21 protein-coding genes, 1 pseudogene and 2 riboswitches are annotated in these 23434 nt (G+C 71.2%); of the genes and pseudogenes, 13 read left to right on the forward strand and 9 right to left on the reverse strand.

Annotated elements, in window-relative coordinates:
- Window positions 1–114: 114 nt before the first annotated feature.
- Window positions 115–2433, reverse strand: coding sequence for a 5-methyltetrahydropteroyltriglutamate--homocysteine S-methyltransferase (metE, locus tag ACFYNP_RS37940; protein ID WP_388791998.1), 2319 nt, complete (start codon window positions 2431–2433; stop codon window positions 115–117).
- 171 nt (window positions 2434–2604) lie between these two features.
- A riboswitch (cobalamin riboswitch) is annotated at window positions 2605–2827 on the reverse strand.
- 168 nt (window positions 2828–2995) lie between these two features.
- Between metE and ACFYNP_RS37945 the strand changes: the two genes are divergently transcribed.
- Window positions 2996–3610, forward strand: coding sequence for a hypothetical protein (locus ACFYNP_RS37945; protein ID WP_388792000.1), 615 nt, complete (start codon window positions 2996–2998; stop codon window positions 3608–3610).
- A 308-nt stretch (window positions 3611–3918) separates the two neighbouring features.
- Window positions 3919–4062, reverse strand: a riboswitch (cobalamin riboswitch).
- Window positions 4063–4178: 116 nt separating this feature from the next.
- Here the strand turns inward: ACFYNP_RS37945 and ACFYNP_RS37950 are convergent.
- Window positions 4179–5597, reverse strand: a complete 1419-nt coding sequence (locus ACFYNP_RS37950; protein ID WP_388792002.1) for a S41 family peptidase — start codon at window positions 5595–5597, stop codon at window positions 4179–4181.
- Window positions 5598–5786: 189 nt separating this feature from the next.
- Here ACFYNP_RS37950 and ACFYNP_RS37955 point away from each other — a divergent pair, with 189 nt between their 5' ends.
- The 7 genes from ACFYNP_RS37955 (at window position 5787) to ACFYNP_RS37985 (ending at window position 12943) form a co-directional block, all read left to right on the forward strand.
- Window positions 5787–6329 carry an FABP family protein gene (locus ACFYNP_RS37955; protein WP_388792004.1) on the forward strand — a complete coding sequence of 181 codons (543 nt, stop codon included), beginning with the start codon at window positions 5787–5789 and terminating at the stop codon, window positions 6327–6329.
- A gap of 301 nt (window positions 6330–6630) precedes the next feature.
- Window positions 6631–7236 carry a LysE family translocator gene (locus ACFYNP_RS37960; RefSeq protein WP_388419293.1) on the forward strand — a complete coding sequence of 202 codons (606 nt, stop codon included), beginning with the start codon at window positions 6631–6633 and terminating at the stop codon, window positions 7234–7236.
- Window positions 7237–7438: 202 nt separating this feature from the next.
- Entirely contained in the window at window positions 7439–8884 is a 1446-nt protein-coding gene (locus ACFYNP_RS37965) for a PLP-dependent aminotransferase family protein (RefSeq protein ID WP_388792024.1), read from the forward strand.
- A gap of 206 nt (window positions 8885–9090) precedes the next feature.
- The gene (locus tag ACFYNP_RS37970; RefSeq protein WP_388792006.1) at window positions 9091–9813 is read left to right on the forward strand and encodes a DNA primase; all 723 of its coding nucleotides are present in this window, start codon (window positions 9091–9093) and stop codon (window positions 9811–9813) included.
- The gene (locus tag ACFYNP_RS37975) at window positions 9806–11008 is read left to right on the forward strand and encodes an SRPBCC family protein (RefSeq protein ID WP_388792008.1); all 1203 of its coding nucleotides are present in this window, start codon (window positions 9806–9808) and stop codon (window positions 11006–11008) included. The genes ACFYNP_RS37970 and ACFYNP_RS37975 overlap by 8 nt, the downstream gene beginning before the upstream one ends.
- A 148-nt stretch (window positions 11009–11156) precedes the next feature.
- Complete coding sequence (locus ACFYNP_RS37980; RefSeq protein WP_388419287.1) at window positions 11157–12176, forward strand: cation diffusion facilitator family transporter; 1020 nt, start codon at window positions 11157–11159, stop codon at window positions 12174–12176.
- Between the two features lie 224 nt (window positions 12177–12400).
- Window positions 12401–12943, forward strand: a complete 543-nt coding sequence (locus ACFYNP_RS37985; protein ID WP_388792010.1) for a hypothetical protein — start codon at window positions 12401–12403, stop codon at window positions 12941–12943.
- Window positions 12944–13029: 86 nt separating this feature from the next.
- On the opposite strand, the gene ACFYNP_RS37990 is transcribed toward ACFYNP_RS37985, so the two are convergent.
- Window positions 13030–13377: a PRC-barrel domain-containing protein gene (locus ACFYNP_RS37990; RefSeq protein ID WP_100576343.1), complete on the reverse strand. Its 348-nt coding sequence runs from the start codon at window positions 13375–13377 to the stop codon at window positions 13030–13032.
- 232 nt (window positions 13378–13609) lie between these two features.
- Here ACFYNP_RS37990 and ACFYNP_RS37995 point away from each other — a divergent pair.
- Window positions 13610–14223, forward strand: a pseudogene (locus ACFYNP_RS37995) (flavin reductase family protein).
- Between the two features lie 68 nt (window positions 14224–14291).
- Here ACFYNP_RS37995 and ACFYNP_RS38000 read toward each other — a convergent pair.
- The 3 genes from ACFYNP_RS38000 to ACFYNP_RS38010 all read right to left on the reverse strand — a co-directional run bounded on the left by ACFYNP_RS38000 (window position 14292) and on the right by ACFYNP_RS38010 (window position 16071).
- Complete coding sequence (locus ACFYNP_RS38000) at window positions 14292–14879, reverse strand: hydrolase (RefSeq protein ID WP_388792012.1); 588 nt, start codon at window positions 14877–14879, stop codon at window positions 14292–14294.
- Window positions 14880–15014: 135 nt separating this feature from the next.
- Window positions 15015–15464 (reverse strand): MarR family winged helix-turn-helix transcriptional regulator, encoded by a 450-nt coding sequence (locus tag ACFYNP_RS38005; protein ID WP_388419281.1) that lies wholly within the window; start codon window positions 15462–15464, stop codon window positions 15015–15017.
- Between the two features lie 199 nt (window positions 15465–15663).
- Window positions 15664–16071 carry a DUF5997 family protein gene (locus ACFYNP_RS38010; RefSeq protein ID WP_388419279.1) on the reverse strand — a complete coding sequence of 136 codons (408 nt, stop codon included), beginning with the start codon at window positions 16069–16071 and terminating at the stop codon, window positions 15664–15666.
- 58 nt (window positions 16072–16129) lie between these two features.
- Between ACFYNP_RS38010 and ACFYNP_RS38015 the strand changes: the two genes are divergently transcribed.
- On the forward strand, window positions 16130–16918 hold the full coding sequence (locus ACFYNP_RS38015; RefSeq protein WP_388419277.1) for a LysR family substrate-binding domain-containing protein: 789 nt from the start codon (window positions 16130–16132) through the stop codon (window positions 16916–16918).
- A 34-nt stretch (window positions 16919–16952) separates the two neighbouring features.
- On the opposite strand, the gene ACFYNP_RS38020 is transcribed toward ACFYNP_RS38015, so the two are convergent.
- Window positions 16953–17546, reverse strand: coding sequence for a helix-turn-helix domain-containing protein (locus ACFYNP_RS38020; protein WP_388792014.1), 594 nt, complete (start codon window positions 17544–17546; stop codon window positions 16953–16955).
- 81 nt (window positions 17547–17627) lie between these two features.
- Between ACFYNP_RS38020 and ACFYNP_RS38025 the strand changes: the two genes are divergently transcribed.
- The 3 genes from ACFYNP_RS38025 to ACFYNP_RS38035 all read left to right on the forward strand — a co-directional run bounded on the left by ACFYNP_RS38025 (window position 17628) and on the right by ACFYNP_RS38035 (window position 21647).
- The gene (locus ACFYNP_RS38025) at window positions 17628–18707 is read left to right on the forward strand and encodes an NAD(P)/FAD-dependent oxidoreductase (protein ID WP_388792016.1); all 1080 of its coding nucleotides are present in this window, start codon (window positions 17628–17630) and stop codon (window positions 18705–18707) included.
- A 98-nt stretch (window positions 18708–18805) separates the two neighbouring features.
- Entirely contained in the window at window positions 18806–19912 is a 1107-nt protein-coding gene (locus ACFYNP_RS38030) for a hypothetical protein (RefSeq protein WP_388792018.1), read from the forward strand.
- A gap of 88 nt (window positions 19913–20000) precedes the next feature.
- Window positions 20001–21647 (forward strand): GMC oxidoreductase, encoded by a 1647-nt coding sequence (locus ACFYNP_RS38035; protein ID WP_388792020.1) that lies wholly within the window; start codon window positions 20001–20003, stop codon window positions 21645–21647.
- A gap of 42 nt (window positions 21648–21689) precedes the next feature.
- Here ACFYNP_RS38035 and ACFYNP_RS38040 read toward each other — a convergent pair whose 3' ends face one another.
- Both ACFYNP_RS38040 and ACFYNP_RS38045 read right to left on the reverse strand, forming a co-directional pair.
- A complete protein-coding gene (locus ACFYNP_RS38040; RefSeq protein ID WP_167162441.1) occupies window positions 21690–22169 on the reverse strand; it encodes a carboxymuconolactone decarboxylase family protein in 480 nt (159 codons plus the stop codon).
- A complete protein-coding gene (locus tag ACFYNP_RS38045; RefSeq protein ID WP_388792022.1) occupies window positions 22169–23251 on the reverse strand; it encodes a dihydrodipicolinate reductase in 1083 nt (360 codons plus the stop codon). Before ACFYNP_RS38045 ends, ACFYNP_RS38040 begins: the two co-directional genes overlap by 1 nt.
- Window positions 23252–23434 lie beyond the last annotated feature (183 nt).

The following is a 23434-nucleotide window of genomic DNA, read 5'->3' on the forward strand; positions in this document are numbered from 1 at the left end:
GGGCGCGGGGGGGGGGGGGTGGGGGGGGGGGGGGGGGGGGGGGGGGTTTGTTGGGGGGGGGGGGGGGGGGGGGGGGGGGGGGCGGGCGCGGCCCCCCCCCCCCCCCCGGCTCGATCAGGACGCGGTCAGCTCACCGCGCACGGTGCGGGCCGCGGCGACCAGGTTCTCCAGGGATGCGCGCGTCTCGGGCCAGCCGCGCGTCTTCAGGCCGCAGTCGGGGTTGACCCACAGGCGCTCGGCGGGGATGGCCTTGAGGCCGGTCCGCAGCAGATCGGCGGCCTCGTCGCTGCTCGGCACGCGGGGGGAGTGGATGTCATAGACGCCGGGGCCGGCTTCACGGGGGTAGCCGTGTGCGGCGAGTTCGCGGGCGACCTGCATGTGGGAGCGGGCGGCCTCCAGGCTGATGACATCGGCGTCGAGGTCGTCGATGGCCTGGACGATGTCGCCGAACTCGGCGTAGCACATGTGCGTGTGGATCTGGGTGTCCGGACGCACCCCGGCCGTGGTGAGCCGGAACGCCTCGGTGGCCCACGCCAGGTACGCCGCACGGTCACCCGCCCGCAACGGAAGGGTCTCGCGCAGCGCGGGTTCGTCCACCTGGATCACCGAAGTCCCCGCCGTCTCCAGGTCGTTGACCTCGTCGCGCAGGGCGAGGGCGACCTGACGGGCGGTCTCAGCGAGCGGCTGGTCGTCGCGTACGAAGGACCAGGCGAGCATGGTGACGGGCCCGGTGAGCATGCCCTTGACCGGGCGGCCGGTGAGGGACTGGGCGTACGTCGTCCAGCGGACCGTCATCGGCTCGGGACGGGAGATGTCACCGGCCAGGACCGGCGGGCGGACATAGCGGGTGCCGTACGACTGGACCCAGCCGTGCTGCGTGGCGAGGTATCCGGTGAGCTGTTCGGCGAAGTACTGGACCATGTCGTTGCGCTCGGGTTCGCCGTGCACCAGCACGTCGATGCCCGTCTTCTCCTGGAAGGAGATGACCTCGCGGATCTGGTTCTTGATGCGTGCCTCGTAGCCCTGGACGTCGATCCGGCCCGCCCTCAAGTCGGCGCGGGCGGTGCGCAGTTCGGTGGTCTGCGGGAACGAGCCGATGGTGGTGGTCGGCAGCAGCGGCAGCCCGAGGTGCGCCCGCTGCGCGGCGGCGCGTGCGGGGTAGGACCGGCTCCGGCGGGCGTCGCTGTCCGTCACGGCTTCGGAGCGGGCCCGTACGGCCGGGTCGCGGGTGAGGGGAGAGGTGGCCCGGGACGCCAAGTCGGCCCGGTTCGCGGCCAGTTCGGCGGTGATGCTGTCGGTGCCCTGGGAGATTCCCTTGGCGAGGACGGCGACCTCCGCGGTCTTCTGCCGGGCGAAGGCGAGCCAGCGCAGGATCTGCGGCTCGATGTCGCGCTCGGCGGCCGCGTCCAGCGGAACGTGCAGCAGGGAGGACGAGGCGGCGACGTCGACCCGGTCGGCGAGCCCGAGGAGGGTGCCGAGTGTGGACAGCGACTTCCGCAAGTCGTTGATCCAGATGTTGCGTCCGTTGACCACACCGGCGACCAGACGCTTGCCCGGAAGCCCGCCCACGGCGGCCAGGGCGTCCAGGTTGGCCGCGGCCGACTCCGTGAAGTCCAGGGCGAGGCCTTCGACCGGCGCCTTGGCCAGGACCGGCAGCGCGTCACCGAGCTGGTCGAAGTAGGAGGCGACGAGCAGTTTGGGCCGATCGGTGAGCGCCCCCAGATCGCGGTAGGCCCGCTCGGCGGCGTTCAGCTCGGCCGGGGTGCGGTCCTGCACAAGGGCCGGCTCGTCGAGCTGGACCCACTCGGCCCCGGCCGCACGGAGGTCTGCCAGGACCTCGGCGTACACGGGCAGCAGCCGGTCCAGGAGGGTGAGCGGTTCGAAGTCGGCGGCGACGCCCGGGGCGGGCTTGGCGAGCAGGAGATAGGTGACGGGCCCGACGAGCACGGGCCGCGCGGTCAGGCTCAGCGCGAGGGCTTCCTCGAACTCCGTGACCTGCTGGGTGGAGTCGGCCGTGAACACCGTGTCGGGACCCAACTCCGGTACGAGATAGTGGTAGTTCGAATCAAACCATTTGGTCATCTCCAGCGGCGCGACGTCCTGGGTGCCGCGGGCCATGGCGAAGTAGCCGTCCAGCGCGTCGGCGTCGACGGCGCTGCGGTGCCTCGGGGGGATCGCACCCACCATGACGGTGGTGTCGAGAACGTGGTCGTAGTACGAGAAGTCGCCGGTCGGCACTTCGTGGATGCCGGCATCGGCGAGCTGCCGCCAATTGCTCCGCCGGAGTTCGGCGCCGGTGCTCCTGAGGGCGTCGGCGGTGACGCGGCCCTTCCAGTAGCCCTCGACGGCCTTCTTGAGTTCACGGTTCCGGCCCTGACGGGGGTAGCCGTACACGGTGGCCCGTGCTGCCGCGGCTGCGGACTTCGCTGTCACGGAAATCTCCTTCGCGAGATGACTCCTGAACATCCCCGGGGACGGGACGAGGGCGCGAAGGGATTGACGAACCCGACGGCGACGACTCCGCGCGCGAAAGGCGCGGTCGTTCCGTCAGGTGTGTACGCCGACCCGCCCACGAGGTCACCGGAGATATCCGCGCACGGAACGGTCCGTACACGGGCAGTTGGCAGGTCTTCGGACTCGCGGGCACACCCTCCGTGCCGGAGGACACCTACTGGCCGTCGCTTCCCAGGCCCCGTATCTCGGACCCAGTGCGTATGACGGCGGTCGTTCCCGCTCACCGCTGCGGGGCAGTCCCGGATTTCCACCGGGTTCCCTCTTGCGACACCCCGCCTGGCGGACGGAGCGAACCAGCTGCTGAGGGTCAGCCTACGCGGTAGTGCCGTGAGCGGAAGAGCGACGTTCAGTATCCGAGAGCGCTCCCCTGGTCGAACCCGAGGACGAGGGGGCTGTCCTCGGCAAGAATGGTGAGTCACAGAAATAGTGAGCCAAGCGACTCTGTTCTGCCAGGCCGGGAGGGTTGTGGAGGGGTGTGGAAGTGGTCAGGGTTCCCGAGCGGGACATCCCGTCCAGAACAGCGGCGGTGCAGGGGGGCCGGTATCCGCTGGACACGGTGGGGCGGGCGAAAGCGGAGTGGGTATGGCGCGAGCTCTGGACGCAGGGCCGGACGGAGGGCTGTTCGGACGAGGTGCTGCGCCTGGCGGTGATCGTGGGAGTGGTGCGGGCTTCGGCCGCGGGAGGTTTGGCGCCGCTGAGGCGGGCGGAGGTACTGGCGACGCGGTGCGGCGCGTACCGGCCTCGGGCGCGGAAGCTGTTGGTGGTGCGGTCGAAGTGGAAGTCCCGGCACACGGTGGACGTGGCCGACGATCTGCATGTCGTGCTGGCGGCCTGGCTGAAGCGTCGTGCGGCGCTGGTCGCGGAGTACATCGAGGGCGGGGCGGTGGAGGCTCTGTTCGTGACGGTGCACCACACGACGGGGTCGGGCGGGGTGATCAAGCAGGTGGGTCTGCCGTTGGACGCGCCCGGACTGCTGTGGTCGTGGAAGCGGTGGGCCCGCAGCCAGAACGTGCGCCATGCGGGGGAGTTGGGGTGGGAGGCACTGCCGATGCGATTCGAGCAGGTGCGGCGGGCGTGGTGGCAGCCGTTCGAGTAGGAGGACTTGGCCGGCCGGGGGCTTGCAGGGAGAGCCGCTGTTGAGTGAAGAAGGTCTGGGTGGCGGTCGCGGGAGTGACGTGGTGGTGCCGGCCGGGCCAGGAGCGTCCCTCGAAGTGGTCGAGTCCCAGGCCATGTTGGGGCCGGCCATGGTCGGCTGCATCGCCGCACCGCTCCCTGGCCGGCGAGCGGACGACCAGGGTCAGACAGCCGCAACGGCCCGGGGCCGCCGCCTGCGGTGTGTACGCCGGCCCGCCCTCGAAGTCACCGGAATCTCCGGGGGCGAACGGTCACCCACGGGCAGTGGCGGGTCTTCGGACTCGGCGGCGGACCGCGTAGCTGACGAGGCACCTTCTGGCCGACGCTTCCCGGACCCGGTCGGATCCAGTGCGTATGACGGCGGTCGTTCCCCCTCACCGCTGCGGGGGCAGTCCCGGATCCCACCGGGTTCCCTCGTGCGACGTATCCCGTCCGGCGGACGGGGCGAACCAGTCGCACCGCCGAACCGGATCCTCGACCGGCACCCCGGAAACCGCGTCTTCACCCACCGAACGCCGAGGTGCGGCACGTCACGACGTGGGGAGCACCTGCCGGGCCAGGGTCAGCGCGGAGTCGCGCCCGTGGGTGAGGTCGTCCTCGGTGAAGACGGGGGTGCGCAGCCGGGGCGGGATGCCGGAGCCGTCGAAGGTGCGGCCGTGCTCGTCGAGGTACTTCTCGTTGGGGAGGATCGCCGCCCAGTCCTTGGCCAGTGGCCGGATCATCACGTCGGAGAAGACCCCCTGGGTGTTCTCGCCGATCCGTGTCACCTCGGGATCGCGGCCCATGAGCGCCTGCGTGAACGTCTCCGCCGCGCTGACCGAACTGCCGCTGGTGAGCAGGGCGATGGGACCGGTCCAGCGCGGTGCCGCCGCCGGGTGGACGGTGATCGGCTGGGGCCGGGTGAAGCGGGTCGGGTCGTCGGGGTCGTCGCGGGCCACCTTGCGGTATGCCGTGTAGGCCCGGTCGGTGAGGCGAGCGGCGATCCGCAGTCCGAGCGCGTCGGATCCGCCGCCGTTGAGCCGGACGTCGATCACCAGGCCGCGCAAAGGACCGGTGCCCCGCGTCGCGTCGCGGGAGAGCAGCGCGTCCAGGGCGCGGTCGAGCTCGGCCACCTGGTCCTGGAAGCTGTCGCCCGCCACGTACCCGTCGAAGGAGTCGACCCTCAAATAGCCGATCCCGCCCGGCAGTTCACCCACCACCAGCTTGCCCTGCGCGAAACTCCGGGCCGGGACGACGAGTTGGCGGGCGACGTTCGCCGCGGCCCGGGTGCGCAGGTCCGCGGTGGGTACCCGGGTGCCGGGCCGCAGGCCGAAGTAGACGGTCCTGCCCTGGTGAACGAGCGCCGTGTGGGCGTCGTGGAGCGGACGGATCATGTCGGTGAGGATGTCCTGGAGCCGGGCATCGGTGGTGTCCGGTGTGATGAGCGGACGGTAACGGTCCCTGACCGCCTGCCAGTCGATGCCCTTCGCGGCGAAGAACGGGTAGTTCTCCGCGAAGGTCGCCCAGAACCGGTCGAACACGGCGAGCGGTCCCTCGGCCGCGGGCTTCCGACACCGCTCGGGCAGCGCGGACAGCCGTTCCAGATGGCGTACGCCGGCCGCGTCGTCGAGCGCGAGCACCGCGTGCTCCCGGCCCTCGGGCGTGAAGGTCATCGACGCGACCTGGCCCTCGCCGTACCGGGTCGCCCCGCCCGCGCCGGGGCTGCCGACCTGCTGGGCCGTGACCGCGCCCGGCAGGCAGCTGACGCGGGTGGTGTCATACGTCGTGAACCTGCCGTTCGCGACCGTCACCAGGGTGCCGTAGCCGTCCATCCGCCACACCCCGTCGAGCCGCCCGGGCCCCGCCGCCGATGCGGGGGCCGCCCCGGCCGCACCCACGGTCAACGCCAGCGCCACCCCGATCGCGGCGGCCCGGGCCGCCGTCCGTACGCCCACCGCTCGTACACCCACCGTGTGCACCTTTCCCCGTCGTTCACGCTCGCCTCCGACGCTAGCGGCCGCCCCCGCGCCGCACATCCACCACACCGGTCGGCCGTACCCTCCCGGAGGAGGAGTTCTCCATGGTCAACAGGCACCTGCGGAGGATCGACACCCTAGGCTTCCCCCTGGCAATCGGCCCCGACCCCAGGAGCGCACATCGTGTTCGACCCCGCACCGGAGCACCCCTACCCGGACAGCATCCGACCGGACGGGACGCCCGCCCCGCACGCGCTGCTCGCCCCCGTGCTGGGCCTCCTCGGCACCTGGCACGGCCGGGGCGAGGGGGAATACCCCACGATCGACGGCGACTTCGCGTACGCGCAGGAAGTCACCTTCAGCCACGACGGCCGGCCCTTCCTGCGGTACGAGGCCCGGGCCTGGCTGCTCGACGCGGAGGGCGCGCCGCTGCGCCCGTCGGCCCGCGAGAGCGGGTGGTGGCGACTCCAGGCCGACGGGCGGATCGAGGCCCTGATCACCCAGCCCACCGGCATCGCGGAGATCGCGGTCGGTTCCGCGAGCGGCGGGACGGTCGACCTCGCCACCCGGGAGGTGGCCCTCACCCCCACCGCGAAGCAGGTCGACGCCACCCGCCGCCGCTATGAGCTGATCGCGGAGGACACCCTGACGTTCGTCCACGACCTCGCCGCGGTCGGCCGGCCGTTGCAGCACCACCTCTCGGCCCAGCTGAGTCGACGCGGCTGAGCCGACGCGGCCGAGCAGCGGACAAGCCCCTCGGCATTCTGATGGTGCGTCGGAATGCGGCTGACCCCCGCCGCTCGCCGGCACGACGGCGGGCGGCTGCCACGACGACGACGCGGGGCGGCGCCCACGATCGGCTGGGAGCCGGCGCCCCGCGGATCGCATCGTGCTGCTGTGCTGCTGTGCGGCTGTGGACGGCGGGGGACGGACGTTATGGACCAGTGGGCCGAGGCGGCTTTGGCCCTGTTGGACCGGACCATCAACGCGGCAGGGTGCGAGGGAACCGTTCGTTGAGGAGGCTGCTTTGAGCATCGCATTCTTGTTGACCACGCTCGTCGTGGTGATCACGCCCGGAACGGGAGTGGTGTACACCCTTGCCGCAGGCCTGTCGCACGGCCGCCGGGCGAGCGTGGTCGCCGCGTTCGGCTGCACGCTCGGCATCGTGCCGCACCTGGCAGCGACGATCACAGGGCTTTCCGCCCTGCTGCACACCAGTGCCGCCGCCTACGCGACGGTGAAGTACCTCGGTGTCGGATACCTGCTGTTCATGGCGTGGTCCATGCTGCGGGACAAGGAGGCGTTGACGGTCGAGCGGGAGGGCGGGCCGAGGCCGGCCCTCCGGGTGATCGGTTCCGGTGTGCTGGTCAACCTGCTCAACCCGAAACTCACGATGTTCTTCGTAGCGTTCCTGCCGCAGTTCGTGCCCGCCGGCAAACCCGGCTCCCTCGGCGTGATGCTCCAGCTCAGCGCCGTCTTCATGGCGCTCACCTTCGCCGTGTTCGTCGCGTACGGAATGTGCGCGGTGGCCGTCCGCGGCCATGTGCTGTCCAGGCCGCGGGTGATGACCGGGATCAGGCGGGTGTTCGCGCTCGGTTTCGTGGCCTTGGGCGTGCGGCTGGCGATGGTGTGAGTACGCGTGTCGGCCCACGATCGGGCCGAGGGGTTGGAGGAGACGAGAAGTGAGTGGGCCGAGAGCCGCGGGCAGGACGCCCACGACGACGGCGGGCAGGGGGAACACCGTGGTCCGAGGCTCGGATTTCCTGCTGCTCGACATCGGCGACGCGCCCGTCGGCGGCAAGGCGGACTGGCTGGCCGAGCGGTTGCGCGAGGCGATGGCCGACGGACGGCTGACGGTGGGCAGCACGCTGCCCGCGACCCGGGTGCTCGCCGCCGAACTGCGGGTGTCGCGCGGGGTGATCGTCGAGGCGTACCGGCGACTGACCGAGGACGGGCACCTCGAAGGACGTCGACGCGGGGGGACGACGGTGGTCGCGGTGCCCGCCGCCGCGCCGACCGCGCGGTTCGTCGGGGACGAGCCGCCGCACATGACGGCGCCGCCGCGTCCGACAGCCGCCGGCACGCTGTTCGACGGAGCACCGGGCGTCGATGTCTTCGACCTGCTGCGCGCCGCGCCTGCCCGCGTCGACCTCACTCCCGGTCGTCCCGACCTGACCGCGTTCCCCCGGGCCGCCTGGCTCAAGGCGGAGCGAGCCGTGCTCACCGGGCTGCCGGCCGACAACCTCGGCTACGGGGACCCGCGCGGCACCCCGCAGTTGCGCCGCGCCCTCACGGATTGGCTGGCTCGCACCCGCGGTATTCGCGCCGATCCGGACGAGGTGGTGGTCCTGGCGGGCACGTCCCAGGCCCTCTCCTTGCTGGCCCCGGTGCTGCGGGCGGACGGCATCGACGCGGTCGCGGTGGAGGACCCCGGGTCCCTCGGCATCCGCCAGCACCTGCGGCACGGAAACCTGGCCACCCCGCCGGTTCCGGTCGACGGGGACGGCGTGCGGGTGGCGGCGCTGCGGGCCACCGGTGCCCGCGCGGTGCTGCTCACACCCGCGCACCAGTTCCCCACCGGTGTGGTCATGAGCGGTGAGCGCCGTCGCGAACTGCTGCGCTGGGCCCAGGAAGGTGGTCTGATCCTGGAGGACGACTACGACGCGGAACACCGCTACGACCGCCCCCCGGTCCCGGCACTGCGCACTCTGCTCGCCGACCACGGGTGCTATCTGGGCAGCGTGTCCAAGCTGCTCGCGCCGGCGCTGCGCATCGGCTGGGTCATACCGCCACGCCGCCATCGGGACGCCCTGATCGACCTCAAGCGCTTCACCGACCTGGGCAACGCCGTACTGCCGCAACTGGTGCTGGCTCGTCTGATGGCGTCCGGTGACCTCGAACGCCAGCTGCGGCTGCTGCGCGTCCGTCACCGGCGGCGCCGGGACACGATGATCCGAGCCGTCGTCGAGCACCTGCCGGGTGCCGTGGTGCGGGGCGCGGCGGCCGGGCTGCACCTGACCGTCACGTACGAAGCGGACGTACCCGACACCGAACTCGCCGCCGCCGCGCTCGCCCGCGGAGTGAAGTGCCATCCGCTGTCGTGGCATCGGCAGCTGCCCGGACCGCCGGGCCTCGTACTCGGCTACGCGGCCACTCCGGTACGCGCGCTCACCGAAGGCGTGGCGATTCTCGGTCAGGCATGGCGGGAGCTCTCCCGGGGAGGGCCGGGACCGACGCGGCGGAAGGGCCGCCACCTCTCATCTGACCTGCTCCGCGACTGAGTTGACGGCTCATCAGGCCGGTGCTCGCGCGTGTTCTCGTGGCGCACACCAGCCGGTCCCGATCCGGGGCGCCGTGGAGTCCTGAGCCCGGCGGGCGGGGCGGGGGAAGCGGGGCGGGTTTGGCTCTGGCCATGTTGGCTACCCGGTGTGATGAGGCCTCCACAGGCTCCCCCTCGCGAGACGGACGAGAAGAGGACAGGTCTGATATGAACAACCGGCTGGGATTGGGGCTCGCGGTAGGCGCGGGCTATCTGCTCGGACGCACCAAGAAGGCCAAGCTCGCGTTCGGCATCGGGACACTGGTCATGGGCAAGCGACTACAGCTGAGCCCACGTGCGATCGCGGACTTCGCGGCGGCCCAGTTGGCCGACAACCCGCAGTTCAAGGAGATCGGCGACCAGCTCCGCCACGATCTGCGCGGGGTGGGCAAGGCGGCCACGGGCGCGCTGGTCAACCGGCAGATCGAGGGACTCGCCGACCGGCTGCACGACCGCACGCTGGGTGTGCAGGACCGCATATCGGGCGTCGTGCCGGACGTGACGGGCTCGGGCCGGGACGAGGCGCCGGAAGAGGAGCTGGAAGAGGAGCCGGAAGAGGGCGAGGAGGAGGGCGAGCGCCCCGCCAAGTCGTCGTCGAAGCCGTCGTCCCGCTCCTCCTCCGGCGACTCGGGCCGGAGGCCGGGCGCGGGGTCGGGCAAGTCCGCCGGCCGGAGTCCGAGCCGGAGCTCCACCAGGGCCTCCGACTCCGAGTCCGACGAGGGTACGTCGAGCGCGCGTCGCTCGACCGGGCGCACCGCCGCCAAGTCGGCCTCCTCCAGGGCGACGTCGGCCAAGAAGGCCACCAAGTCCGTGCAGCGAACGGCCAAGCGGGCGCCGGCGAAGAAGACGGCGAGCCGGCGCGGCGGTCAGGGTGGTGAGGACCGTGGCTGAGTCGAGGAACCCGCTCAAGGACAGCCCCGCGGTCGACCACCTGAAGTCGGAGCTCCAGAGCTATCTGCTCGCCCAGGGCGAACGGCTCCTGACGGGTGTGGGCCACAAGCTTGGCGAGACCACCGGCAAGCTGAACGACATAGCCGAGGGCAACAGTCCCGGCTTCGCCAAGCTGGCACTCGACGGCGGCCGCAAGATCGCCGAGGGCAAGGGCCCGGTGCGCACAGCCGTCGAACTGGGGGCCTCGCACCTCAAGGACAACGCCAAGGAAATGTTCAAGAGCCTCGGTGGCAAGCGCAAGAAGGGCGGCGGTGGGCGCAAGCCGACCGTCATCATGGAGTCCATCGACGTGGGCGTACCCGTCCGCGAGGCCTACGACCAGTGGACCCAGTTCCAGTCGTTCGCCACCTTCGCCAAGGGCGTGAAGAGCGCGACCGTCGCCGACGACACCACATCGGACTGGAAGGTCAAGGTCTTCTGGTCCAGCCGCAGTTGGAAGGCGCACACCACCGAACAGGTGCCGGACGCGCGCATCGCGTGGACCTCCGAGGGCGCCAAGGGAAGCGTCAAGGGCGTCGTCACCTTCCACCCGCTCGGCGAGAACATCACCCGTGTCCTGCTGGTCATGGAGTACTACTCCAAGGGGCTCTTCGAGAAGACCGGCAACATCTGGCGCGCCCAGGGCCGCCGGGCCCGCCTCGATCTCAAGAACTTCGCACGGCACATCGCGTTGCGCGGCGAGGCCGAGGGGGGCTGGCGCGGTGAGATCAGGGACGGCGAGGTCGTGGTCAGCCACGATGACGCCGTAGCCGAGGAGGAGGAGCAGCGGGAGGCGGAGCAGTCCGAGCACCAGGACGGCCCGGACGAGCCCGCGGACGAGGTCCAGGAGGAGAACCAGGACATCGAGCGGGACGAGGACGAGGACGAGGCCGAGCCGGAAGAGGGCCAGGATCCCGAGCAGGAAGCGGATCAGGGCGAGGCCGACCCGGAGGCCGACCCGGAGGCCGACCCCGAAGAGGGGTACGAGGACGAGGCGGAGGGTGACTTCGAGGGCGAGTACGAGGACGAGGAGGAACCGGAGGCGGAGTACGAGGACGAGCCGGAAGGGGATGTCGAGGAGGACGACCCGGAAGAGGCCTCGGCCGCGCGCAAGCGCCGCTCCTACGCGGGCTCCCGGAGCGACAGCCGCCGGTGACCGGGCACGAGCCGCCGTGCGGGCGGAGGGCGGTCCACGGCGTCCCTCCGCCCGCACGGCGTTCCTCCGCCCGCAAGGGGCATGCCTCCGGCACACAGGCATCACATGACGGTCCATCACATACGGTGCTGCTACAGGGACATGGTGAATGAGCACAGAAAAGGCAGACAAGAGTGCCGACGCGGCGGAAGAGCCGGACAAGAAGGACCGTAAGACCCGTCTGACCGTCCTTGTGGCGCTCGGCGCCAACCTGTTGATCGCAGCCGCCAAGGCCGCGGCCGGAGTCTTCGCGGGATCGCCCGCGCTGCTGTCCGAGGCGGCGCACTCGGTGGCCGACAGCCTGAACGAGGTCTTCCTGCTCGCGGCCCTGCGCCGCAGCCGGCGCCCGGCCGATGAGCAGCACCCCTTCGGCTATGGCAAGGAGCGCTACTTCTGGTCACTCCTCGCCGCCGTCGGCATCTTCGTCATGGGCGGCTGTTTCTCCTTCCTCCAGGGGATCGAGGCGCTGCGCTCGCAGGAGCAGGAGTCCACCGGCGGCTACATCGCGGGCCTCGCCGTGCTCGGTGTGGCGCTCCTGGCCGAAGGCGGCTCACTGGCACGCGCTCTGTACCAGGTGCGCGGCCAGAGCGGCGGCATCGGCGGTGACCCGGCCCTGCGTACCGTCATCGCGGAGGACGGCACGGCGGTGCTCGGCGTACTGCTCGCCGCCGGAGGCATGACCCTGCACATGATCACCGGCCAGGGCGTCTGGGAGGCCTCGGCCTCGCTCGCCATCGGACTGCTCCTGGTGTACGTGGCGTACCGGCTCGGCAAGGACGCCCGCGAGCAGCTCATCGGCGAGGCCGTCGACCCCGAACTGCGGCAGGACATCCGGGCGTTGCTCGACCAGCAGCCGGAGATCGACAACGTGGCCAGTCTTCTGACGATGCGGCTCGGCCTCGACTCGACGCTCGTCGCGGCCCGGATCGACCTGCGGCCCGGGCTCGACAGCGAGCGCATGGAGCTGGTCTCGGAACGGATCAAGGCGGCCGTGGTGAAGGAGTGGCCGGAGGCGGACCAGGTGTTCCTCGACATCACGGAGGCGCCCGCGGCCCTGCCCGACGGAGTGCACACGACGGGCGGAACGCCGGAGACCGAACGGACCCGTGAACCGGACGGGCCGCACTGACCCGGGCTGTCCATCGGAACCGCGGGCTGCCACCCGGAACCGCGGAGTGCCACTTGGGACCGTGGGCTGCCATTCGGAACCGTGGGGTGACCCTCGGGACCGGATACGGGCGCGGCGGCCGCGGTGGGCACTGCCCGTGCCCGAAACCCGTCGGTGCCGTTCGAACGATTTGCGCGAGTGATCTAGAGTCGCCGGATCGTTCACACGGCCCGATGGAGTTCGCCTTGGAACCGGCACCTGTGCCACCGGCCCCGCAGAAGGCGGGCTGCATGGTCGGTCTCTTCTATGTCGACGCGGAGAACGTCCACCTGGGCACGCCCGGTGCGACGGCGACTTCCGAGGTGCTGCTCACCCCCGACGCGCTCCGGGTGACCGGGGCAACGGCGGGGGAGTGGCCCTGGAGCGAGGTGACCGCCCTGAAGGTGCTCGGTGCGCCCGCCCGTTCGGCGGGCCTGCGGTGGGCCGGCCGTGCGGTGACCGTGGCCGCGGCGGCGCTGGACCTGTGGGTTCCCGGCAGCCCCGAGGCGATGACGGTGCAGATCGGGACTCGGGGCGGTGCCGACGTCGAGGCGCTCGTGCAGTCCGGCGCCGCGAGCGCGTACACCCGACGGGAGGTCGATCTCTCGCACGCGCTGCTCAGCCGTTTCGTCGCCGGCGCTGCCTCGCCCGCAGTGCTGAGCCGGTGGTGGGAGGCCCGGGACACGACCGGTCTGCTGCGCTCGCGCGAGCGGGAGACCGTACTCGAAGAGTGGCTCGCCGAGCCCTGACCCCTGCGCCGCCGCGCGGCTCAACGCCCCAACGCGCCGATGCCCGGCTGCGGTTGGCGGCCGGGCATCGTGGGAACGGGGGAGCGTCAGCTGTGCGGACGTCCGTAGTAGCCGCCGACCTGCTCGTGATAGGTCGGGTCCCCGAGATGCTTCTCCTTGTCGAACTCGGGGGAGTTCTTGATCTGTTCCTTGGCGCACGCGACGTAGATCTTCTTCTCTGCCGGGTCGATGCGCGTGAGGACCCCGGCCGGCAGCAGGACGGACTTGCCGAAGATCCACGGGCCGGTGTCGACGACGATGTACGAGGAGCTGACCTCCTCCGAGTACTTGTCGACCTTGCCGATGCTTCCGTCGGTCGCTTCGACCTTGTAGCCGGTGAGGTCGGTGCCCGGCTGGTACGCGGCTGCCTCGGGGTAGGCCCAGATGTTGGCCATGGTGGTGCGGTCCCTTCGTATGGACGATGGGTGCGGATGCGGACCGCGGCCGCCCTTGACGCACGGCGTCGCGTCCACGCAACGCCCGGGTGCCCCTGGCCCGCCTCCGCACACCACCTTTCCGGCGAAGGCGCTTCTTTCGGCCGATCGGCCGACCGGGGACGTACCACGGGGGTACTCGTGTGATCGGCTGTTCGTGGTCCGTGGACGACGAGTCGAGGGGGTGAGCGCTGTGACCGGCATGGACGGGTTCCTCGACCGCCTCGACTGTCCGATGTACGGAGTGACCGCCGTGGCCGGCGGGGAGCGCGCCGGGTGCCTCGTGGGGTTCGACTCGCAGTGCTCGATCGAACCAGTGCGCCTCATGGTGTGGTTGTCCACGGCCAACAGGACGGACCGCGTGGCCAGTTCGGCCGAATTCCTCGCCGTGCACCTGCTGGAACGCCGGCAGTACGCGCTGGCCGGGCACTTCGGCGGCCGTACCGGCGACGAGGCGGACAAGTTCGCCGATGCCGCCCGGCGCGAGGGCCCCTGGGCGCGGTCCTGCTCGACGCGGTGCCGGTCTGGTTCGTGGGGCGCGTGGAGAGCCGTATCGAGGGCGGGGGCCACGCCGGTTTCCTGCTCGCCCCGGCGCAGGCAGCGGCGGGACCGGCGCACCGGCAGCCGTTCCGGCTGAGCGACGCCGTCGACATCCATCGACGCGGGTCGTCCGACGCAGGGCGCCTGACGGCGGTCGGTGCCGAGCAGCCGGCCCCGGGCGTCCGACGATGGTCGGTGCCGGTCATCCGGCCCGGGGCGTCCGACGGCGGTCGCGCCCGCGTGCCCGGGGGCCGTCCGGCCGCCTGAGCACGCGGGTGCTCGCGGGTGCTCGCGGGTGCTCGTGGGGGCGCGCAGGTGCCGCCCCGCCGCGGAACTCAGGCGGTGCGGGTCTTGGCCAGGAGCTCGCCGATCTCCGCGGTCGTGCCGGACTCGCCGAGGCGCGGGAAGATCCGCTCGATGCTGTTGCGGTGCGCCTCCGCGTTCAGGTCCGTCATGGCGTCGGTGGCCAGGGTGACGTGGTAGCCGTGCTCGTGCGCGGCACGGGCGGTCGACTCGACGCCGATGCTGGTGGCCACGCCGGTCAGCACGATCTGGGTGACGCCCCGGCGGCGCAGCTGGAGGTCGAGGTCGGTGCCGTGGAACGCGCCCCAGTTGCGCTTGGTGACGGTGATGTCCTCGGGGTGCCCGGCCAGCTCGCCGACGATGACGTCCCAGCCCTGCGGCGGCTGCCCGCCGTGCCCGGCGTTCTCCGTGCGGCCCCGGGGAGCGTCGGCGCCGTCGGGCGCGAACGAGACGCGGACCAGGACGACGGGGAGCCCGTGCGAGCGGAAGGCGTCGGCCAGTTCGGCCGAGCGGGTCACGACATCGGCGGAGGAGTGCGGCTCGGTGGGCGCGGCCACGATGCCCCGCTGAAGGTCGATGACGACGAGCGCCGTGTTCTGGTCGAGCGTGGTGAGAGCCATGGTGGTGCCTTTCGTGAACTCTAAAACTCTGAGCGCGCACGTGCATCGCTCAACTGCCCTTTATTCAGGGCGTGTTGGCGTGACGTGGATGATCGTGGAAAACACCGGGGACCCGCGGTCCGTCGGCGTCCGCACTCACGGCTCGCCCAGCCGGGCGAGGAGGGCCATCGCCTCGGCGATGGTGGTGCGCTCCTCCTCGGTGTAGCGGTCCTGGAAGGCCTGGGTGAGCCATTCGGCGCGGGCCTGCCGGTTGCCCTCGGCCCGCTCGCGGCCCGCTTCGGTGAGGGTGACCAGCTGGCGGCGGCCGTCCCGCGGATCCTGACTGCGCTGGATCAGGCCCTGCTGGTCGAGTGCGGCGAGGGTGGCGGCCATCGACTGGGGGCGTACGCCTTCGGTGGCCGCGAGCGCGCTGGCGGACGCGGCGCCGCCCTTCTCGACGAGCGCGAGCGCGGACACCTGCGAGGGCGTGAGGTCCGTCGTGTCCGCGACCTCCCGCAGCCGTCGCCGCAGCCGGCTGAACGCCACCCGCAGGTCACGCGCCGCACGGACGGCGGACGCGGAGATGCCGTCGGTGGTGTCTTCCATGCCGCCACCGTAAGTTCTTCAGTCCAGACTGTCCAGTTTCAGCTGAAGAAACTCGGCCGAGGTGCGCGGTGGCACCGGGCGGGCGGCACCGCGCGCCGGGAATTCCGCGATGGCCAACGCACAGTGCCGCCGACCGGAAGCCAGGCTTTCGGTCGGCGGCACTGTGGACGAGCCGGTGGCGTCGGGGACGCCGAGCGGGTCAGGAGCGGGGGCCCTCGGCCTGCCGCGCTTCCTTCTCCTTGTTCTTCTCCTTGATGCGGACCGACTCCTTGCGGACCTCGGCCTGGGTGGCGCGCTCCTTCTGCAGCCACTCGGGGTTGTCCTGCTTCAGCGCGTCGATCTGCTCCGTGGTGAGGGCCTCGGTGACTCCGCCACGGGCGAGGCCCGCGATGGAGACGCCGAGCTTCGCCGCGACCACCGGCCGGGGGTGCGGACCGGTGCGTCGCAGGTCCTGGAGCCACTGGGGCGGGTCGGCCTGGAGGGCGTTCAGCTCACTGCGCGAGACGGCACCCTCCTGGAACTCTGCGGGGGTGGCCTCTAGGTACACACCCAGCTTCTTCGCCGCGGTCGCGGGCTTCATCGTCTGGGTGGTCTGGTGCGACGTCATGGTCCCAAGAGTAGCGAGCGTGTGCGATGGCGCCGACCACGACCGGTAACCTGGCGGAGTGACAGGCTCGGAAGAACCCCCATCGTTCCGGCTCGCCTATGTTCCTGGTGTGACGCCGAGCAAGTGGGTGCGGATCTGGAACGAGCGGCTGCCGGACGTCCCCCTGACCCTCAGCACGGTCTCCGCCGCGGAGGCGCCCGACGTACTGCGCGGCCGGGGAGCGGACGCCGGCTTCGTACGGCTGCCGATCGACCGTACGGATCTCAGCGCGATCCCCCTCTACACCGAGACCTCGGTCGTCGTGGTCCCCAAGGACCACCTCGTCGCGGCGGTCGAGGAAGTGTCCGCGGAGGAGCTGGCCGACGAGATCGTGCTGCACCCCCTCGACGACACCCTGGACTGGGAACGCCCCCCGGGCCTGCCCGCCTTCGAGCGTCCCGCCACCACCGAGGACGCGGTCGAGCTGGTCGCCGCGGGAGTGGGCCTGCTCGTCGTGCCGCAGTCGCTGGCTCGCCTCTACCACCGCAAGGACCTCACCTACCGGACGATCACGGGCGTGCCGGAGTCGCGCGTCGCCCTGTCGTGGCCGGAGGCCGAGGTCACACCGGACCTGGTGGAGGAGTTCATCGGGATCGTCCGCGGCCGTACCGTCAACAGCACCCGCGGCCGCACGCCCACCCCGCCTCAGCCGAAGCAGAAGCGCGCCGACAGGAGCGGCACCCCGCGCAAGCCCGCCGGAGGCAAGACGGGTGGCAAGCCCGCCAAGGCCCAGGGCAAGAACGCGCGCGGTGGCTCCGGTGCCCCGAAGAGCGCCGCCAAGCGCGGCAAGCCCCGCCGCCGCCCGTAACCCGCGCGGGGGCGTGGCCGCCGGCCCGCCCCGCTCAGCCGTCGTTGGGCTGTGCCCGTACGTGCATGCGCTCGCCCTGCGCCCCGTACAGGGAGAGGAACTCCACCGGCCGGTCGCCCGCGTTGGCGAAGCCGTGCGGGGTACGGGTGTCGAACTCGGCGGCCTCGCCCGCGCCGAGCACAAGATCATGGTCGCCGAGCGCCAGCCACAGCCGGCCCGACAGGACGTACAGCCACTCGTAGCCCTCGTGCACCTTGAGCTCGGGCCGCACGCCGTCGGGGGCCTGCCGGGGCGGGACGATCTGCTTGTACGCGTGCAGGCCGCCCAGGTAGTGGGTCAGGGGCACGAAGGTCTGCCCATGGCGCGTGAAGGGCTTCGGGTGGATGCGCGGGTCGCCGGTGGCGGGCGCGCCGACCAGCTCGTCGAGCTGTACCCGGTACTCGCGAGCCAGCGGGAGCAGCAGCTCCAGGGTCGGCCTGCGCTGCCCGGACTCCAGGCGCGACAGCGTGCTGAGCGAGATTCCGGTCGCCCCGGCCACCTCGGCGAGCGTCGCGCCGCGCGTCTGCCGCAGGGCGCGCAGGCGGGGGCCCACACCGGTCAGCACCTCGGTGAGATCGTCTTGAGCCATGCTCCTATTTGCCGTAACGGCAAGATGTTTTGTCAACCGGCCAGGACCGGGCGCAGCATCGCGGCATTGGAGGTGTCGCAGATGAACGAGCGAACGGAACACACGATGGACAGCACTCCCGAAGGCGACCGGTCCGCGGTCCACGACGTCGTGGTGATCGGCGGCGGTGCCGCGGGGCTGAGCGGTGCGCTCACTCTGGGCCGGGCCCGGCGTACGGTCCTGGTGATCGACGCGGGGGAACCGCGCAACGCCCCGGCCGGCGCGGTCCACGCGTACCTGGGTCACGAGGGGACCCCGCCCGGCGAGCTCCTTGCCGCGGGCCGGGCCGAAGTGCGCGGCTACGGGGTCGAGTTGAGGGACGGCCTTGCTGTCGCCGCCACGCGCGAGGGCGAGGCCGTCCGCGTCACCCTCGCCGACGCCACCGAAGTGCGGGCCCGCAGACTCCTGGTCACCACCGGCCTCGTCGATGAACTCCCCGATGTCCCGGGGCTCGCGGAGCTGTGGGGCACCGACGTACTGCACTGTCCCTACTGCCACGGCTGGGAGGTGCGGGACCAGGCCATCGGTGTGCTCGGCACCGGCCCGCTGGCCGTGCACCAGGCCCTGCTGTGGCGGCAGTGGAGCGATGACGTCACGCTCTTCCGCCACACTCTGGACGAGCTGGACGAGCGGAGCTGTGAGGAGCTGGCCGCCCGGGGCGTGGGCGTCGTCGACGGGCAGGTCGCCGGCCTGGAGACGCGCGGCGGACGTCTGACGGGCGTGCGTCTCGTGAACGGTACGGTGACTGCACGTCAGATCCTGGTCGTGGCAGGGCAGTTGAAGCCCAGGGCGGGAGTGCTCTCCTCGCTCGGGATCGAGCCGACCGACCTGGAGATGGGCGGCGCCGTCATCGGCGCCCACATCGCCGCCGACCCGACCGGTGCCACCGCGGTGCCCGGGGTCTGGGTGGCCGGGAATGTGGCGAGCCCGATCGACCAGGTCGTCGCGGCCGCGGCCGCCGGGGCGCGGGCCGGGGCCGCGATCAACGCCGATCTCATCGCGGAGGAGACCCGTAGGGCCGTCGAGGTCCGTCGGGCGCCGCACTCCGGGGCGCCCTTCTCCGCTGAGTCGGAGCGCGAGGTGTGCGAGGCGGTCCTGGGCGAGCGGCGGCACGGCCTGTGAGACGAGGCTTGCGGTCCGCCGGCCCCGGTGCGCCGTAATCTTCCTGTGGCCGGACGGGGGCAACGTCCGTCCGGCCTACGGGAAAGGAACAAGTCCAGGTGAGAGCAGTGTTCGGCGTCCTCGGCGCCGTCCTCGTGCTCGGGATCTTCTCCTCGGTGCTGCGCACCCTGGTGATTCCGCGGCCGACCCGGTCCAGCTTCACCCGGATCGTGCAGCAGGGGGTGCGGTGGCCCTTCCAGCGGGTGGCGGACCTGGCGCGCGGGGCCGAGACCAAGGACCGGGTGCTCGCACCCGTCGCGCCGCTGTCCATCGTGATCACCCTGATGGGCTGGCTGTTCTGCTTCATGATCGGCTACGGGCTGCTGGAGGCGGCGGTCAGCGGGCTCGGTCTGCGCGAGTCGCTCACCGAGTCCGGCTCCTCGCTGTTCACCCTCGGCTTCGCCGCCGGCAACCGGGCCTCCCTGAACGCGATCGACTTCTGCGCGGCGGCCACCGGGCCCATCGTGATCGGTCTCCAGATCGGCTATCTGCCCACCCTGTACGCGGCCTACCAGCGGCGCGAAACCGAAGTGACCCTGCTCCAGGCCCGTGCGGGCAGCCCGCCCTGGGGGCCGGAGATCCTCGCCCGGTACGCCCAGATCGACGTCGTCAGCAGTGTGGGGGAACTGTTCCGCGGCTGGGAGCGGTGGAGCGCCGAGGTGGGCGAGAGCCACACCACCTACCCCGTGCTCATCCACTTCCGCTCCCCGAAGGCCACCCGCAACTGGCTGATCGCCCTCCTTGCGGTGATGGACGCGGCCGCCCTGCGTCTCGCCTTCAATCCCTCCCATCCCCAGTCCGAGGTGCGCATGGCGCTGCGCGCGGGCTTCGTCTGTCTGCGCGACATCGCCGACACGCAGGGCATCGCATACGACCCCGATCCACACCCCGACGGCCCCCTCGACCTGACCTACGAGGACTTCCTGGCCGGGGTGGCCCGGATGCGGGAGCAGGGGTATCCCACCGAGCGGAGCCCCGAGGAGGCCTGGCCGCACTTCCGGGGCTGGCGGGTCAACTACGAGGCGCTTGCCCAGCGTCTGGCCCGGGACATCGATGCCGTGCCGGCCCCGTGGTCCGGGCCGCGCCGCACCCCGGTCGCCATCCGTACGCCGGTGACACCGGTCGACCGACGGCCCGCACCGTCCCCGTTCAAGAGCGCGTCATGAGCCAGAAGTTACCTCCAGGTATCTAGTGACTTATCACGCCAGCGCCAGTAGAACCTGTTCTCACTCCATCGAGAGTGAGGAATGTCACATGAGTGACACTACCATGCAACATTCAGGTTCCCAGGGTGTTTCCCGGCGGAGATTCATCGCTGGAACAGGTTCCATTCTCGGCGCGGCGGCGCTAGTGGGCCACGGCTCGTCGGCCTTCGCCGGGACCAGCGCCAGGGCGGCCGCCATCGGCGACGGCGCACATGTTCCGGCCCTCGTGATCGGCACCGGATACGGCGGCTCGGTCGCGGCCCTGCGCCTCGCCCAGGCCGGCGTCGACGTGCAGATGGTCGAGATGGGCATGGCCTGGGACACGCCCGGATCGGACGGCAAGATCTTCTGCAACACGACCTCGCCGGACTACCGCTCGTACTGGCTGCGCACCAAGACCAAGCAGCCCCTGAGCAACTTCTTCGGCATCCCGATCGACCGGGACATCCCCCGCTACACCGGGATCCTGGACGCCGAGGACTTCAGCGGCATCACCGTCTACCAGGGCCGGGGCGTCGGCGGCGGCTCACTCGTCAACGGCGGCATGGCGGTCACGCCCAAGCGCGAGAACTTCGGCGCCATCCTCCCGTCGGTCAACCCCGACGAGATGTACAACACCTACTACCCGCGCGCCAACGCCGGGCTCGGCTCGGGGCTCATCGACCCGGCCTGGTTCGACACGGTGGACTGCTACCAGTTCGCCCGCGTCGGCCGCAAGCAGGCCCAGCGCTCCGGCTTCCCGTTCGTGTTCGTGCCCGATGTGTACGACTGGGACTACATGAAGCAGGAGTCGGCCGGGACGGTCCCCAAGTCGGCCGTGGCGGGCGAGATCCTGTACGGCAACAACTACGGCAAGAAGTCCCTCCAGAAGACCTATCTGGCCCAGGCCCGGTCGACCGGCCGGGTCACCATCTCCCCGCTGCACCGGGTGACTTCGGTCTCGCCGGGCTCCGGCGGCAGCTACACCGTCGGCATCGAGCAGCTCACCACCAGCGGCGATGTCACCGCCACCAAGACCGTCACGGCGGACAAGGTGTTCTTCGCGGCCGGCAGCGTCGGCACCAGCAAACTCCTCGTCAAGCTGAAGGCCACCGGCGCCCTGCCCAAGCTGAACGGCGAGATCGGCCGCGGCTGGGGCGACAACGGGAACGTGATGTGCGGCCGGGCCAACTACATGTGGGACCCCACCGGCAAGGTCCAGGCGTCCATCCCGTGCGGGGGCATCGACAACTGGAACGCGGGAGGCGCGTTCGCCGAGGTGGCACCGCTGCCCACCGGCATCGAGACGTACGCCTCGTTCTACCTGTCGATCACCAAGAACCCCAACCGCGGCACGTTCTCCTGGAACCCCACGGCCGGCCGGGTCGACCTGGACTGGCAGACCGCCTGGAAGCAGGCGTCCATCGACATGGCCAAGACGATCTTCGACAAGATCAACGCCACCGAGGGGACGATCTACCGCACCGACCTGTTCGGCGTCTACAAGATCTGGAACGACACCCTCACCTACCACCCGCTGGGCGGTGCGGTCCTGAACAAGGCCACCGACAACTACGGTCGGCTGCAAGGGTATCCGGGCCTGTACGTGATCGACGGCTCGCTCATCCCCGGAAACACCAGCGTGAATCCGTTCGTCACCATCACGGCACTCGCCGAACGGAACATCGAGAAGATCATCGCCGTCGATCTCACGTGACGGCAGAGCGCGGGGCCGCCCGGGACAGCGGGCGGTCCCGTTTCAGTGCGTCGGAAGCACGCACACGGAGTCGAGGCCGAGCACGTGGTTGAGCCGGCCGAACGCCAGCCACGAACCGAGACTCATGCTCAGCTCCACGATCTCCACCTGGCTGTAGTGCGCGGTCATCCGTGCCCAGAACTCCTCGTCGAGCCCGTGGTGGTCCACCGCGTACCGCTCGGCGTACTCGGCGGCGAGCCGGGTGCGGTCGTCGAAGGCGTCGGTGGTGCGCCACTCGGCGACCGCGTCCGCGAAGCCCTCCTCGACCTTCTCGCCGTCCCGGTCGGTGCGCCAGTCCAGGCAGAACTGGCAGCCGTTGATCTGCGCTATGCGCAGCCGGGCCGCCTCGAACTCCCGCAGCCCCAGGGTGGTGTGGGCGTACACGGACAGGGAGAAGTTGGCGGCGGCCATGCCGATGCCGGGCACCATGTCGCCCCACACGTACCCGATGGGCTCCTGGCCCTCGGGGATGTCGATCCTCATCATCGTTGCTTCCTTCCGAGCCTGCCGACTGCCGGGCGCAGTGGGACGTCGAGAGCGTCGTAGAGCCCGGGCTCCGCCTCGGCCAGCCAGTCGATGGCGTTCACCAGACGGCCCACCGCGGTGGCGTTGCCGCCCGCCGAGCGGTTCTCGCCCTCGTCGGTCGCCTCGACGGTGACCTCGATGCGCGGGCGGCCCTCGATCACGACGCGGTGCGCCCCGTCGCCGCCGTCGGGCGGCGCCGGCCAGTCCGGGGCGCAGGAGGGGTGGATACGGGTGATGTGCTCGATGACGATGCGCGGTTCGCCCTCGACGATGCCCTGCACCTCGAACCGGACGGCACCCTGCGTGCCCGCCTCGAAGGTGCCCATCGTGCGGGTGCCGACGGTGGTGTCGAGCGCGCGGCGCTCCAGGGTCTCCCGGATGTCGTCGAGCTCGACGCCCAACGCTCGTGCCATGAGCCGGAGTTGACCGCCCCACACCATGGTCGGAATGGACGGTGCGAGCATCAGGGGCGCGTAGTCCATCGGATGCCCCATGCCGATCAGGTGGCGGACCGACTCCTCCTGGTCGTAGGTGGAGTAGTCGAAGACCTCCTGGCAGCGGATCGCGTCCACGGTGGAGCCGAGGCCGCTGATCAACAGGGGCAGCACGTCATTGCCCCAGCCCGGGTCCACGCCCGAGACGAACAGGGATCCGCCACCTTCGGCGATCGCGGCGAGCACCGGGTCCCGGAACTCGGGCGGCGCGCTGCGGTGGTCGTACAGCGGATACAGGGCGGGGGTGACGACCACGGCCCCGGCCCGGATCGCGCGGGTGACGTCGGCGAGGGCCTCGTCGGGCCGGACGTCGCCGGAGGCGGCGTACACCACGGCGCGCGGCCCCGAGGCGAGGACGGCCGCGATGTCGTCGGTCGCGGCGATCCCCACCATGCCGTCAGCGCCCGCGAGTTGGGCGGCGTCGCGACCGACCTTGGCGGGGTCGTGGACGAGTACCCCCGAGAGTTCCAGCGCGGGATGGGCCTCGACGGCCCGTATCGCCGCACGCCCGACATTGCCGGTGCCCCAGACAACCGTGGAAATCATGCGCGGAGGGTAGCGAGACGGACCCGAGGTTCCCATAGCCGTGGCCGGAAAAGATGCGGCACTTCGGCCGTCCCGCTCCTGGTGTCCCGCTAGGGGGTGTCTGACAAATGATCACGAACTGGTTTCGCGGAGCCAGAGGATCAGCGAGGCCAGAACGACTCCGGCACGGTAGCGGTCGGCGAG

It is taken from the genome of Streptomyces sp. NPDC006691, from assembly GCF_042869955.1.
Lineage (GTDB): Bacteria > Actinomycetota > Actinomycetes > Streptomycetales > Streptomycetaceae > Streptomyces.

What these genes read in the sequence shown, in the direction of transcription:
- ACFYNP_RS37965 (WP_388792024.1), top strand. Translation starts at nt 7,439, where the DNA reads ATGGCCGACGGACGGCTGACGGTGGGCAGCACGCTGCCCGCGACCCGG.
- ACFYNP_RS37970 (WP_388792006.1), top strand. Translation starts at nt 9,091, where the DNA reads ATGAACAACCGGCTGGGATTGGGGCTCGCGGTAGGCGCGGGCTATCTG.
- ACFYNP_RS37980 (WP_388419287.1), top strand. Translation starts at nt 11,157, where the DNA reads ATGAGCACAGAAAAGGCAGACAAGAGTGCCGACGCGGCGGAAGAGCCG.
- ACFYNP_RS37990 (WP_100576343.1), bottom strand. Translation starts at nt 13,377, where the DNA reads ATGGCCAACATCTGGGCCTACCCCGAGGCAGCCGCGTACCAGCCGGGC.
- ACFYNP_RS38000 (WP_388792012.1), bottom strand. Translation starts at nt 14,879, where the DNA reads ATGGCTCTCACCACGCTCGACCAGAACACGGCGCTCGTCGTCATCGAC.
- ACFYNP_RS38005 (WP_388419281.1), bottom strand. Translation starts at nt 15,464, where the DNA reads ATGGAAGACACCACCGACGGCATCTCCGCGTCCGCCGTCCGTGCGGCG.
- ACFYNP_RS38010 (WP_388419279.1), bottom strand. Translation starts at nt 16,071, where the DNA reads ATGACGTCGCACCAGACCACCCAGACGATGAAGCCCGCGACCGCGGCG.
- ACFYNP_RS38020 (WP_388792014.1), bottom strand. Translation starts at nt 17,546, where the DNA reads ATGGCTCAAGACGATCTCACCGAGGTGCTGACCGGTGTGGGCCCCCGC.
- ACFYNP_RS38025 (WP_388792016.1), top strand. Translation starts at nt 17,628, where the DNA reads ATGAACGAGCGAACGGAACACACGATGGACAGCACTCCCGAAGGCGAC.
- ACFYNP_RS38035 (WP_388792020.1), top strand. Translation starts at nt 20,001, where the DNA reads ATGAGTGACACTACCATGCAACATTCAGGTTCCCAGGGTGTTTCCCGG.
- ACFYNP_RS38040 (WP_167162441.1), bottom strand. Translation starts at nt 22,169, where the DNA reads ATGAGGATCGACATCCCCGAGGGCCAGGAGCCCATCGGGTACGTGTGG.
- ACFYNP_RS38045 (WP_388792022.1), bottom strand. Translation starts at nt 23,251, where the DNA reads ATGATTTCCACGGTTGTCTGGGGCACCGGCAATGTCGGGCGTGCGGCG.